Source organism: Rhodoferax bucti (assembly GCF_005876985.1).
Classification (GTDB): Bacteria; Pseudomonadota; Gammaproteobacteria; order Burkholderiales; family Burkholderiaceae_C; genus Allorhodoferax; species Allorhodoferax bucti.
On record NZ_VAHD01000001.1, the window covers coordinates 11,157 to 24,801 of the forward strand.

Sequence of the window (13,645 nt, forward strand, 5' to 3'; positions counted from 1 at the left end):
CCTTACTTGGCAGCCGCTGCTTCTTTTTTAGTAGCTGCTGGCGCAGATTTGGCGGGCGCTACAGCCGATTTACGTGCATGAATCTCACCCAGAGCACGCTTGTACTCGTTGGGGAATACCTTCACGAACTTGGCGCGGGAGACATCCCAGTTGTCCAGCAGCTCGCGGGCGCGCTTGCTGCCAGTCCAGCGGTTGTGGTCTTCCAGCAGCTTCTTGAGCTGGGCCTCATCGGATTCACCACGGTGCCAGATACCCTTGTCCAAAGTGGCTTCCTGCTCAGCGGCAGTCAACACCTTCTCCAGGCTCACCATCGCGGTGTTGCAACGCTTGGCAAACTGACCGTCTTCGTCGTAGACGTAGGCAATACCGCCGCTCATGCCCGCTGCAAAGTTGCGGCCGGTCTTGCCCAGCACCGCCACGGTGCCACCAGTCATGTATTCGCAACCGTGGTCGCCAGTGCCTTCCACCACCGCAGTGGCGCCAGACAAACGAACCGCAAAGCGCTCGCCGGCCACGCCGCTCAAGAAGGCTTCGCCGGTGGTCGCGCCGTACATCACGGTGTTACCCACGATGGTGTTGCGGATGGCTTCACCACGGAAATCGATGCTCGGACGCACCACCACGCGGCCGCCGGAGAGGCCCTTGCCGGTGTAGTCGTTGGCATCACCAATCAGGTACAGCGTGATGCCCTTGGCCAGGAAGGCGCCGAAAGACTGGCCGCCTGTGCCTTCCAGCTGGATGCGGATGGTGTCATCCGGCAAACCTTCTGGGTGTACCTTGGTGACAGCGCCGGAGAGCATGGCACCCACCGAACGGTTCACGTTGCGGGCACGCTCCATGAACTGCACTTTTTCACCCTTGTCGATGGCCGCACGGCTCTTCGCGATGAGCACGTTGTCCAGCGCCTTTTCCAGACCGTGGTCTTGGGTAAGGGTCTGGAAGCGTGGCACGTCGGCAGGCACTTGCGGCTGGGCAAACAAACGGGCGAAATCCAGGCCTTGGGCTTTCCAGTGCTCGATGCTCTTGCGGGTGTCGAGCAGGTCGGAACGACCGATCATGTCGTCAAACTTGCGGATACCCAGCTGGGCCATGATCTGGCGCACTTCTTCAGCGATGAAGAAGAAGTAGTTCACCACGTGCTCAGGCTTGCCTGAGAATTTGGCGCGCAGCACAGGGTCTTGGGTCGCCACGCCCACGGGGCAGGTGTTCAGGTGGCACTTGCGCATCATGATGCAGCCTTCCACCACCAGGGGGGCGGTAGCAAAGCCGAACTCATCCGCACCCAACAGGGCACCGATGGCGACGTCGCGGCCGGTCTTCATCTGACCGTCAGCCTGCACGCGGATACGGCTGCGCAAGCGGTTCAGCACCAGGGTCTGCTGGGTTTCGGCCAAGCCGATTTCCCATGGGGAACCTGCGTGCTTGATGGAGGACCAAGGAGATGCACCGGTACCACCGTCGTGCCCGGCGATCACCACGTGGTCCGCCTTGCACTTGGCAACGCCGGCAGCGATGGTGCCCACGCCGATTTCAGACACCAGCTTGACGCTAATGCCGGAGTGTGGAGCCACGTTCTTCAGGTCGTGGATCAGCTGGGCCAGGTCCTCGATGGAGTAGATGTCGTGGTGCGGAGGGGGCGAAATCAGACCCACGCCGGGTACGGAGTGACGCAGCTTGCCGATGTAGTCAGACACTTTGCCGCCGGGCAGCTGGCCGCCCTCACCGGGCTTGGCGCCTTGGGCCATCTTGATCTGGATTTGGTCTGCGCTGGACAGGTACTCGGCGGTTACACCGAAGCGGCCAGACGCCACTTGCTTGATGCGGCTGCGCAGAGAGTCGCCGGCCTGCAAGGGCAGGTCGACTTCCACGTTCTCGGCACCGATCACGCTCTTGAGGCTGTCGCCTTGCTTGATCGGGATGCCTTTGAGTTCATTGCGGTAACGCGCAGCGTCTTCACCGCCCTCACCGGTGTTGCTCTTGCCGCCAATGCGGTTCATCGCCACAGCCAGCGTGGCGTGCGCTTCGGTGGAGATGGAGCCCAAAGACATGGCGCCGGTGGCGAAACGCTTGACGATTTCTTTGGCAGGCTCGACTTCTTCCAGCGGAATCGCCTTGGTGGGGTCTACCTTGAACTCAAACAGGCCGCGCAGCGTCAAGTGGCGCTTGCTTTGGTCGTTGATGATCTGGGCGTACTCTTTGTAGGTGTTCCAGTTGTTGGCACGGGTGGAATGCTGCAGCTTGGCAATCGCATCCGGGGTCCACATGTGCTCTTCACCACGGGTACGCCAGGCGTATTCACCGCCGGCATCCAGCGCATTGGCCAGCACGGGGCTGTCGCCAAACGCCAGCTTGTGCATGCGGATGGCTTCTTCGGCGATCTCGAACACGCCGATACCTTCCACCTTGCTGGGGGTGCGGGTGAAGTACTTGTCGATGGTTTCAGTGTTGAGGCCGATGGCTTCGAACAACTGGGCACCGCAGTAGGACATGTAGGTCGACACGCCCATCTTGGACATGATCTTGGACAGGCCCTTGCCGATCGCCTTGATGTAGTTGTAGATGGCTTTTTCAGCGCTCAGGTCACCCGGCAGGTCCTTGTGGATGCTTTCCAGGGTTTCCATGGCGAGGTAGGGGTGCACGGCTTCGGCACCGTAGCCGGCCAGCACGGCGAAGTGGTGCACTTCGCGGGCGGTGCCGGTTTCCACCACCAAACCGGCGGTGGTGCGCAGACCTTCGCGCACCAGATGCTGGTGAATCGCGGACAAGGCCAGCAGCGCAGGAATGGCCACCTGGGTGGCGCTGATGCTGCGGTCGCTGATGATCAGGATGTTTTTGCCACCCTTGATCGCGTCCACAGCTTCTGCGCACAAGGATGCCAACTTGGCTTCCACGCCCTCATGGCCCCAGGCCAGGGGGTAGGTGATGTCCAGCGTCGCGCTGCGGAACTTGCCTTGGGTGTGCTGCTCGATATCGCGGACCTTGGCCATGTCGGCGAAGTCCAGAATCGGCTGGCTCACCTCGAGGCGCATGGGCGGGTTGACCTGGTTGATGTCCAGCAGGTTGGGCTTGGGACCGATGAAGGACACCAAAGACATCACGATCGCTTCGCGGATCGGGTCGATCGGCGGGTTGGTCACCTGCGCAAACAACTGCTTGAAGTAGCTGTACAGCGGCTTGTTTTTGTCGGACAGCACCGCCAAGGGGCTGTCGTTGCCCATGGAGCCGATGGCTTCTTCGCCGGCAGTAGCCATGGGGGCAATCAAGAACTTCAGGTCTTCCTGGGTGAAGCCAAAGGCTTGCTGGCGGTCCAGCAGGCTCACCTGGTCGGTGACACGCTTGGGCTCCACACCGGCCACCACATCGGACAAGGCCTTGTCGATGCGGCGCTCGTCGAAGGACACGTCGTCCAGCTTGATGCGCAGGTTCTCGATCCACTGCTTGTAAGGCTTGCTGTTGGCGAGGCTGGCTTTGAGCTCCTCGTCGTCAATCATGCGGCCTTGTTCCAGATCGATCAGGAACATCTTGCCGGGCTGCAGGCGCCATTTGCGCACGATCTTGTTCTCGGGCACAGGCAGCACGCCGGACTCAGAACCCATGATCACCAGGTCGTCATCGGTGATGCAGTAGCGGGAAGGACGCAGGCCGTTGCGGTCCAGGGTGGCGCCAATCTGGCGGCCATCGGTGAACACGATGGAGGCCGGGCCGTCCCAGGGTTCCATCATGGCGGCGTGGTATTCGTAGAAGGCCTTGCGGCGCTCGTCCATGGTGGTGTGCTGTTCCCAGGGTTCGGGAATCATCATCATCACGGCCTGGCTGATGGGGTAGCCGGCCATGGTCAACAGCTCAAGGCAGTTGTCGAAGGTGGCGGTGTCGGACTGGTCCGCAAAGCTGATGGGGTAAAGCTTTTGCAGGTCGGCGGCCAGCACGGGGGACGACATCACGCCTTCGCGGGCCTTCATCCAGTTGTAGTTGCCTTTGACAGTGTTGATTTCACCGTTGTGCGCCACATAGCGGTAGGGGTGAGCCAACGGCCATTCAGGGAAGGTGTTGGTGGAGAAGCGCTGGTGCACCAAGCCCAGAGCCGACACGCAGCGTGCGTCTTCCAGGTCCTTGAAGTACACACCCACCTGGTCGGCCAGCAACAGGCCCTTGTAGACCACGGTGCGGCTGGACATGCTGGGCACGTAATACTCTTTGGAGTGCTTCAGGCCCAGCGCCTGGATGTTGGCGCTGGCGGTCTTGCGGATCACGTACAGCTTGCGCTCCAGCGCGTCCTGCACGATCACGTCATTGCCACGGCCGATGAACACCTGGCGCAGGATAGGCTCCTTCTCGCGCACGGTGGGCGACATGGGCATGTCGCGGTTCACTGGCACATCGCGCCAGCCCAAAAGCACCTGGCCTTCGGCCTTGATGGCGCGCTCCATCTCCTGCTCGCAAGCGAGGCGGGAAGCGTGTTCCTTGGGCAGGAAGATCATGCCGACGCCGTACTCACCCTGTGGGGGCAAGGCCACGCCTTGCTTGGCCATTTCTTCGCGGTACAACGCATCGGGCAACTGAATCAGGATGCCGGCGCCGTCACCCATCAGGGGGTCTGCACCCACCGCACCCCGGTGGTCGAGGTTTTCGAGGATCTTGAGTGCGTTTTTGACGATGTCGTGGCTCTTTTCGCCGCGAATGTGCGCCACAAAACCGACGCCGCAGGCATCGTGCTCATTGGCGTTGGAATACAAACCGTGGTCTTTGATGTGTTGGATTTCGGCTGCCGTGGTCATGGCGCACTCCTGAAAATTACAGTGGACGTGAAGAATACTGCAATGCAACAAAAGTGCCAAGCAAAATTAAACGGGGTCAGACACCAATTTAAAAACCAGATTTTGATTCAATTTAATATAAGGGACACATTAAATTGATAGCAATTTGCGCAATATCCACGAGCGCTAGCGCTATATTTATTTCTTTTTTTCGGTAGAAATTGGGCGTCCTGCAGCCTTGCGCGCCAAACGACGTGGCGTGTTTTTTTGCAACTCGGCCACAAACTCGGCACTCCCCAATGCCCAGCCGTGGGTCACGGCGTCGGTCAACTCCCCGTTTTGGGCCGGATTCAAGCCCTCCTGCACTGCGGCTTGGTACGCGGCTTCGCGCGCAAAGGGCGTATTGCCCAATGCCCAATATGCGGGATGGGGCGTGATCAGTCGATCGGCCTTGGCCCCCGTGTAGTGGCCGTGGCTGGACCACGGATACTCCGGCGCAAGCGGTCCACCGTGGGTGCGCAGGGGGTGAGAGTCCAGAAAGGTGGCCGCAGCCAACCAATGGGTGTCTTGCAGCACGGTGGATTTGAAGCGCCCTTCCCACAAGGTGCCGCGGCGGTCATAGCGCTGGTTGAAGTGCCGCACGTACTGCCGGCCCAAGGCCTGCATCATCAGTGGCAATGCGGTATCGGTCTCGGGTGTGAGCAGCAGGTGGAAATGGTCTGCCAACAACACATAGCCATGGACGGCCACCTTGTGCTGCCGGGAGGCTGTCAGCAACGCCTCCAACAAGGCCTGGTAATCCTCGGCATCCCGACAAATCGGCTGCCCATGCCCTCCCCGCTGCAACACGTGGTGCAAATGCCCTGCTATTGCCAATCGCGGAAGTCGTGCCATGGGGCGCGATGGTAGCGGATGACAACGGCCGCAGTCCGGCACGCTCCTTACAAATCGATTTGCGGCAGCTGGTATTGCGGCGTGCCCATCAGGTCGATGCCGCAGGAGAGGTTGTCCAGCCAATCCAGCAGCTGCCCGATGGCAGCACCCTGCAGCGGCGCACCGTGCTGGGGCACGATCATGGAAATCTCCAGCCCCCGCACCATACGCACCCAGAGCTTGAGAATTTTGTTGCTCACCATGTAGCGGCGGTGAAACGCTTCCATGCCATGGGGCATGGGGGTGAGGCTGGTGATGGGCTGGCGCGCCTCCTGGCCACTGAGCATGGACACGCCCAAATCCCCAGAGAACAGGATCTTGCTCACCGGGTCGTAAAACTGGAAATTGCCCTCGGCATGGAGAAAGTGGGCAGGCAGGAGCCACAAATCCGTTTTGCCGAAACGCAATTTTCCGCCCTCGTCCGGAATGGGGATGATGCGGTCTTCCGTTTTGCCGATCTTGCAAAAATGGGGCGCAAACCGGGCCCAGAGCTTGGAAATGAGCAGCTTGGCCTGGGTGGAGGTCATCCAGCGGTCCAGCGAGGCAATGATGTCGGGGTCGGCGTGCGAGGCCAGGATGTAATCGAGGTGCTGGGGCGCAATGTACTTGCGCATGGTCAGGTTCAACTCGTTGTAGGTCATGTTGCCACCGGGGTCGAGAATCACCCCCTCGCCGTGGTCCACGATCAAAAACTGGTTGGCTTGCACGGCCTCGGTTTCGTCCGACACCAGGTCGGTGAACATCACACAGCAGTGATGGGCATCTTTGTAGAGTTCAACAGCCATGGCAGGCCCCTTATGCAAAGTGGGCGCCTATGCGCCCACATGAACCCCGATTGTGAAATCAGCCCCGCCCCGGGACTTTGATGCACGTCAATTATTTTGGTGCTTTGGTCACACGCACCTTGCCACCGGTGGTGACGATGATGACTTCGTCGCCCGCGGCCAGTTGCTCTCCGCCCTTGGCCTGCACGATGGCCCGACGGTCGCCACCTTTGAGTTGCACCAGAATTTCCACGGCCTCTTCTTTGGTAGCAAACCGCTCCAGCGCGTTACCTGCGGCCGCACCAGCCACGCCGGCTAGCACCCCTAGCACCTGGGCTTCGCGCTGCACGCCACTGCCTCCGTACCCGCCGATGGCGCCCACCACGCCGCCCACGGCGGCACCTACGCCGGACTGGTTACCGTCCACCACCACATTGCGCACCGACAGGATCACCCCGTCCTGCACCTGGGCCATGCGCTGGGCGTCACCACGCTGGATCACATCGGGGCTGCTGCTCGCGCAAGCGCCCAAGGCAGTCAAAACCACGGCCACAGCGGCCCATTTCATTGTTTGTTGCATGTCATTCTCCGGATGCGCGAAGCGCTTTGCTATCCCGACCTAACGTGTCAGGCAGGGGTTTCGTTGTCAACGCTATTGTCTGCGGGCAATGTAAACCGTGTGTCAAGCAAGGCCTGCAGGCCGAACTCGGTCAACAAGGCACGCAGGCGCTGGGCGGCCGCACGTTTCTTCTGGCCGGTGTAACGAGCCAGAATCAGCTCATTCTTCATGCTGTGCTCCCAGCCCACCAGCTCGGTCACGGTCACCTGGTAGCCATGCGCCTCCAAGTACAAGCAACGCAGCACATTGGTGAGCTGGCTGCCGATTTCCCGGGTGTGTAGGGGGTGGCGCCAGAGTTCGGCCAAAGGGGTGCGCGTCAAGTTCAGCGCCTTGTTCTGGTTCAAGTGCCGGGCCAATTCTGCCTGGCAGCATGGCACCAGCACAAAGGCACGCACCTTTTTCTCCAAACCGAAGGCAATGGCGTCGTCCGTGGCGGTATCGCAGGCGTGCAACGCGGTCACCACATCAAAGGTGTCCGGCAATTCCTGCAGGCTGGTGGACTCGGCCACACTCACATTCAGGAAATGCATGCGCTCGAAGTGCAGCTTGTGGGCCAGTGCCAATGACTTGTCCACCAACTCCGCCCGGGTCTCGATGCCGTACAACTGGCTCTGGGGCAGGTGCTTGAAGTACAGGTCGTACAGGATGAAACCCAGATACGACTTACCCGCACCGTGGTCGGCCAGCGTGAACGCCTTGCCCTCGCGCACCGGCAGCTCGTTCATCAACTTCTCAATGAACTGGTACAGGTGATACACCTGCTTGAGCTTGCGGCGGGAGTCCTGGTTGAGCTTGCCGTCCCGGGTCAGGATATGCAGCTCTTTGAGCAGCTCCACCGATTGGCCGGGGCGGATTTCGGGTGCCAAGGCATTCGCATCGGCGGCGGGCGGCGTGGCACCTTTTGCAGGCTTGCTGTGGGGTTTGCTTGGGGATTTCATGCGTGTGTACTCATGTCGGATGGCGCGCGGGCGGGCCTACGTCCAGCGCACTCCAGCCCTCCAAGCCCAGTCGCTCCAGGGTTTCGATGTTTTTCTCAAAAATGGCTTCTGCTTCGGGGAAAGCCTCTACCGCCCTGTCGATGCTCGCCTCCCGCAGCAGGTGCAGGATGGGATAGGGCGCGCGATTGGTGTAGTTGCTGATGGCCTCGGGCTCTGCATCTGCAAATTCAAATAGCGGGTGAAAGCTGGCAATCTGCAGCTCGCCGCTGAGTTTGAGTTTGCGCAGGCACTTGTCGGCGGCGTACAAAAAATCGTTGAAGTCCACGAACTCCAGAAAGGCCACCGGCAGCACCAGCAACGTGGTGTCGCGCGCCTGGGGGTCAGCACTTGCCAAAGCTTGCAGCTCCTCCTGCAAGACCTCCAGCACATCGGCAGGCTCGGTCGCAGCGCTCACCGCGTAGTGAATCTGTTGCTTCACATGCACCGATTTGGCAAACGGGCACAGATTCAAACCGATCACCGCGCGCTCCAGCCAGCGGCGGGTCCGCGCAAGCACAGCACCTTCTGTCTCGCCCGCAAATAGTCGGGAAGTTTTGGAAGTGTCAGACATGGAACAGCCTCGCTCCGGTCAAACGCTCATGCTCGCGCAGGGCAAAGCGGTCCGTCATGCCGGCAATATGGTCGCTCACGCGGCGATGGAGTGGTGTGGCGTCGGACTCGACGTCGTCCTGCCCCATTTCGACTGGGTCCGCCACATAGATGGCAAACAGGTCGCGAACCACCTGCTTGGCCCGGTCCATGGTGTCCATCACCTGCGGATGGCGGTACAACTGGTGAAACAGAAAGTGTTTGAGCTCGCGCGAGCGGGCTCGCATGTCCGCACTGAAGACCATGAGAGGCGGTGCGCGCCGGATGTCCTCCAGACTTGCGGGCGCTTGCACTGCAATTTGCGCTGCGCTGGCGCGCATCACGTCGTACACCATGTCGCTCAGCATCAGGCGTATGGTTTCGTAGAGCCAGCGGCGTTGCTGGTGGGGCTGCGCCAGCGCGGGGTGCGCCTGCTGGGCGCGGCGGGCGTAGTCGGCAAACAAGGGCACGGACAGCATCTGCTCCCAACCCAACAAGCCGGAGCGCACGCCGTCATCAATATCGTGGCAGTTGTAGGCAATTTCGTCTGCCAGATTGCACAACTGTGCCTCCAGGCTGGGTTGCCCCCCTTCCAAAAACCGGCGCGCCACGCCGCCAGAGGCGCCCGCGTAGCCAGACTCAGCTTGCTCCAGCAAGGCGGCATTGGTTTTGGAACAGTGTTTGAGAATGCCCTCGCGGGACTCAAAGCACAGGTTCAAGCCATCAAAGGCCGGGTAACGTGCCTCCAAGTGGTCCACCACCCGCAGGCTCTGCAGGTTGTGCTCAAAACCACCGTGGTCGGTCATGCACTCATGCAAGGCGTCCTGCCCGGCATGGCCGAAGGGCGTGTGGCCCAAGTCGTGCGCAAGAGCAATGGTCTCGACCACATCTTCATTCAACCCCAGGGTGCGCGCCATCGAGCGCCCCAGTTGCGCAACCTCCAGCGAGTGCGTCAACCGGGTGCGAAACAGGTCGCCTTCGTGGTTGATGAACACCTGCGTTTTGTAGACCAAGCGCCGGAAGGCGGTGGAGTGGACAATGCGGTCCCGGTCCCGCTGAAACGGCGTGCGGGTCGGCGCCTCCGGCTCCGGGTAGCGGCGACCGCGGCTGTGCCCGGGCTGGCAGGCATAGGGTTGGAGTTCATGCATAAAAAGTGTTGCTAGCGCAGACGGGATATGCGCCAGCAGCTATGAATTTAATAGCAATCAACTGCAGCATGCGTCAATGACTTCACGCACCACCGCATCCGGCGCCGCCCGCACCACGGCACGACCAGGGCCATCGATCAACACGAAACGGATTTCTCCGGCGTCCGACTTTTTGTCCAGACGCATCAACTCCAAATAGCGCCCTGGGTTGTCACCGGCATCCAGCGTGGGACCTTTCACCGGCAAGCCCGCTGCCACAATCAGGCGCTTCAGGCGGTTTACGAATGCCTCGTCCACCAAGCCCAGGCGTCGGGACAGCTCAGCGGCCATCACCATGCCGCAGCCCACAGCCTCCCCGTGCAACCACTCGCCGTAGCCCAGCCCGGCCTCAATGGCATGGCCAAAGGTATGACCAAAATTCAAAATGGCACGCAGACCGGACTCTCGCTCGTCCTGCCCCACCACCCACGCCTTCAACTCGCAACTGCGCTTGACTGCATGGGCCAACGCGTCGGTATCCAAGGCGACCAAGCGCTGGATGTTGGACTCGATCCAGCTCAAAAACTCCATGTCCGCGATGGGGCCGTACTTGATCACCTCAGCCAAGCCGGCACTAACCTCGCGCGCAGGCAAGGACTTCAAGACACCCAAATCACACACCACCAATTGGGGTTGGTAAAACGCACCTACCATGTTTTTACCCAAGGGGTGGTTGATGCCGGTTTTGCCACCCACCGAGGAGTCCACTTGCGCCAGCAAGGTGGTAGGAACTTGCACAAATGGCACGCCCCGCATGTAGCTCGCAGCGGCAAAGCCCGTCATGTCGCCGACCACGCCGCCGCCCAAGGCGAATAACACTGTCTTGCGGTCGCAGTGGTTGGCAAGGAGTGCATCAAAAATAAGATTCAGCGTCTGCCAGTGCTTGAAGGACTCACCATCCGGCAACTCCAGAGAAAGCACGGCACGGTAGTGACCGCGCAATGCCGCTTGCAAGCGCTGCGCGTACATCGGGGCGACGGTGGTGTTGCTCACCACCAGCGCCGTGGAGCCTTTAGGCAAACCAGCATAGGTCGCAGCGGAGTCAAACAATGCATCGCCGACAAGAATTGAATAGCTGCGATCTTCCAACGAGATGTGAACGGTTTGGTGTGCCTGTGTACTCATAGCCCCCGAGTTTAGGGCCTCGCAGCGTGCCGCCCCCAACGTGCTGTGCTGTAACGGGTTAGTTTTGCGCAGGCACAGCGCCCGCCAACTCCAACTGCATGACGATCATGTTGACCAAGGTCGCCACCGAGGGGCGGCCGGTCTCCAGCACAAAGTGCGCTGTTTCCCGGTACAGAGGGTCTCGCACGGCAAACAATTCGCGCATCCGGCTCAAAGGGTCCGCCACCTGCAGCAAGGGGCGACTCACATCATGGCGGAGTCGCCGGAACAACTCCTCCGGCGTGGACTTCAAGTACACGACCTGCCCCCGCGAATGCAAATTCGCTCGGTTGTTCGGGCGTAATACCGCACCACCGCCTGTCGACAACACGCAATGCGGGTCGAGGGAGAGGGTGTCCAGCACCACCTCCTCCATGTCACGGAAACGCGCCTCCCCCTCGCGATCAAAAAACTCGCGGATCGAGCAGCCGATCCGGGTTTCAATCGCGTGGTCAGAGTCCACAAAAGGGAGACGTAAACGGCGAGCCAGCTGGCGCCCCACCGTCGTCTTCCCGGAGCCGGGAAGACCTACTAGGCTGATACTCAATTGCAGTCCATCAGAAATCCGGCGAATTTACCGGCCAACCACCTTGTCGGCGATGACCTTGGGGGTAATAAACACCAGCATCTCGCGCTTGGTGATTTCTTTGGCCCGGCTGCGGAACAGCACACCCAACCCAGGCAAATCACCAAAGAAAGGCACCTTGGTTTCGCTGTCCGTAGAGCTTTCAGTGAAGATGCCACCGATCACCACGGTGCCGCCATTCTCTACCAACACCTGCGTTTGTACATGCTTGGTATCGATTGCGAAGCCGGCTGGCGTTGACTGGCCCACGGTGTCTTTAGTGACATCCAAGGTCAGAATAATGTTGCCCTCGGGCGTGATCTGAGGCAACACCTCCAGCTTCAAGTTTGCTTTACGGAACGCAATGGATGTGGCGCCACTGGACGACGCGACTTGATAAGGCAATTCCGTGCCCTGCTCAATCAACGCTTTGATTTGGTCGGCCGTCACCACGCGTGGGCTGGACACCACCTTGCCCTTGCCCTCGGCCTCCAAGGCGGAAATTTCCAGATTCAAGAAACGGTCAGCACCCGCTCCAAAAATCGACACCGCAAACTGGCCGGGGGTGCTGGACCCCAAGGCACCGGTGGAGGGAAGATTCACGAAGTTGCCAGACGTCGTCGCCGCAGACCCGACCACATAACTGGACCCCAAGGCCAAACCGGGCCGGTCACCACTGGCAGCGGCAGTACCACCACCACCCAACTTAACGCCCAGTGATTTACCGAAACTGTCTGACGCCTCGACGATGCGTGCTTCGATCAGCACCTGGCGCACGGCAATGTCAATCTTGGCAATCAACTGCTGCACCTGCTCCAGCTTGCTGGGAATATCTGTCACAAACAATTGGTTCGTGCGGTTTTCAAAAATCACACTGCCACGGGAGCTCAATATACGGCTGGCGGTAACGCCTTGCCCCGCCCCGGAGCTTGCAGCAATCAGGCCCGCTGCAATATCAGACGCTTTTCCGTAGTTGATCTGGAAAGCTTGTGTTCGCAGTGGCTCCAAACTCTGCACGGCAACTACGGTTTCCAAATCCAGTTTTTCCTTTGCCGCGATTTCGTCTTTGGGCGCAACCCACAGCACATTGCCGGTCTTGCGCATACCCAAACCCTTGGCCTGCAAAATAATGTCCAAGGCCTGATCCCAGGGCACATCCTGCAGACGCAGGGTGACTGAGCCTGACACTGAGTCGGAAGTCACGATGTTGAAATTGGTGAAATCTGCAATCACCTGCAACAGGGAACGGACTTCAATATTCTGGAAATTCAACGACAGTTTTTGTCCGTTGTAGCCCGCGCCTTGCGTCAGCTTTTTGGGATCTACTTTCACTTCTTTGATTTCTACGACGAACTGCTCGTCGCTTTGGTAAGCGCTGTGCTCCCACTGGCCTTGGGGCTCGATCACCATGCGCACACGGTCACCTGATTGGGTAGTCGTGACGGTTTTCACCGGGGTACCAAAATCCGCCACATCCAATTTGCGACGTAGCCCCTCAGGCAAACTTGACTTCATGAATTCCACCAGCAGCCCCTGGCCTTGCTGGCGAATATCTACGCCGACTTGGTTGTTGGGCAGTGTCACCACAACGCGGCCAGAACCATCGGCAGAGCGACGGAAATCAATGTCCTTCAAGGGTGCAGAAACACGGGCAGTCGCCTCGGCAAATGCGTTTGACGGCTTGGAGTTTGCTGCTTGGGCAGCGTCCAAAGACACCAGCAACGATTTGCCTTGGATTTCAGCCTTGTACGAGGCTGCTTGCTTCAAATTCAGCACCACGCGGGTGCGCTCACCCGCTTGCACCACACTCACCGACTTCAAATTGCCTTGGTTGATCTCAATCGTAGACCGCCCCATGGCATTGGCAACCCCAGGAAAATCCAAGGCAATGCGCGCAGGTGACTGAATGGCAAACCCGGTGGGCAATGCGTTAATGGCTTGCGACAAATCGATGCGCACCACCTCTGTGCCACCTTGCACCGAGCCAGTCACCGACTCGATCGACGTCTGAGCAAACACGGACTGACCCGCGAGAAGGCAAAGCGCCAGCCCGATACTTTTTAACATGCGCATTCCAATAAACGGTGTGATAGT

10 protein-coding genes are annotated in these 13,645 nt (G+C 59.8%); all 10 read right to left on the reverse strand.

Going from position 1 to position 13,645, the window contains the following annotated elements; genetic code table 11:
- Positions 1-2: 2 nt before the first annotated feature.
- The 10 genes from FDM28_RS00085 to FDM28_RS00130 all read right to left on the reverse strand — a co-directional run bounded on the left by FDM28_RS00085 (position 3) and on the right by FDM28_RS00130 (position 13,618).
- A complete protein-coding gene (locus FDM28_RS00085; protein ID WP_138511847.1) occupies positions 3-4,775 on the reverse strand; it encodes a glutamate synthase-related protein in 4,773 nt (1,590 codons plus the stop codon).
- A gap of 177 nt (positions 4,776-4,952) precedes the next feature.
- Positions 4,953-5,648: a transposase gene (locus tag FDM28_RS00090; protein ID WP_138511849.1), complete on the reverse strand. Its 696-nt coding sequence runs from the start codon at positions 5,646-5,648 to the stop codon at positions 4,953-4,955.
- Between the two features lie 47 nt (positions 5,649-5,695).
- Complete coding sequence (locus FDM28_RS00095; protein WP_138511850.1) at positions 5,696-6,472, reverse strand: oxygen-binding di-iron domain-containing protein; 777 nt, start codon at positions 6,470-6,472, stop codon at positions 5,696-5,698.
- A gap of 91 nt (positions 6,473-6,563) precedes the next feature.
- Positions 6,564-7,031 carry a hypothetical protein gene (locus FDM28_RS00100; protein WP_240791848.1) on the reverse strand — a complete coding sequence of 156 codons (468 nt, stop codon included), beginning with the start codon at positions 7,029-7,031 and terminating at the stop codon, positions 6,564-6,566.
- A gap of 47 nt (positions 7,032-7,078) precedes the next feature.
- Positions 7,079-8,008, reverse strand: coding sequence for a class I SAM-dependent methyltransferase (locus FDM28_RS00105; protein ID WP_138511852.1), 930 nt, complete (start codon positions 8,006-8,008; stop codon positions 7,079-7,081).
- A 10-nt stretch (positions 8,009-8,018) separates the two neighbouring features.
- A complete protein-coding gene (locus FDM28_RS00110; RefSeq protein ID WP_138511854.1) occupies positions 8,019-8,618 on the reverse strand; it encodes a DUF1415 domain-containing protein in 600 nt (199 codons plus the stop codon).
- Positions 8,611-9,783, reverse strand: coding sequence for a deoxyguanosinetriphosphate triphosphohydrolase (locus FDM28_RS00115; protein ID WP_138511856.1), 1,173 nt, complete (start codon positions 9,781-9,783; stop codon positions 8,611-8,613). The genes FDM28_RS00110 and FDM28_RS00115 overlap by 8 nt, the downstream gene beginning before the upstream one ends.
- 57 nt (positions 9,784-9,840) lie before the next feature.
- On the reverse strand, positions 9,841-10,947 hold the full coding sequence (aroB, locus tag FDM28_RS00120) for a 3-dehydroquinate synthase (protein WP_138511858.1): 1,107 nt from the start codon (positions 10,945-10,947) through the stop codon (positions 9,841-9,843).
- A gap of 58 nt (positions 10,948-11,005) precedes the next feature.
- The gene (locus FDM28_RS00125; RefSeq protein ID WP_138511860.1) at positions 11,006-11,533 is read right to left on the reverse strand and encodes a shikimate kinase; all 528 of its coding nucleotides are present in this window, start codon (positions 11,531-11,533) and stop codon (positions 11,006-11,008) included.
- A gap of 27 nt (positions 11,534-11,560) precedes the next feature.
- Positions 11,561-13,618: a type IV pilus secretin PilQ gene (locus tag FDM28_RS00130; RefSeq protein WP_240791849.1), complete on the reverse strand. Its 2,058-nt coding sequence runs from the start codon at positions 13,616-13,618 to the stop codon at positions 11,561-11,563.
- Positions 13,619-13,645 lie beyond the last annotated feature (27 nt).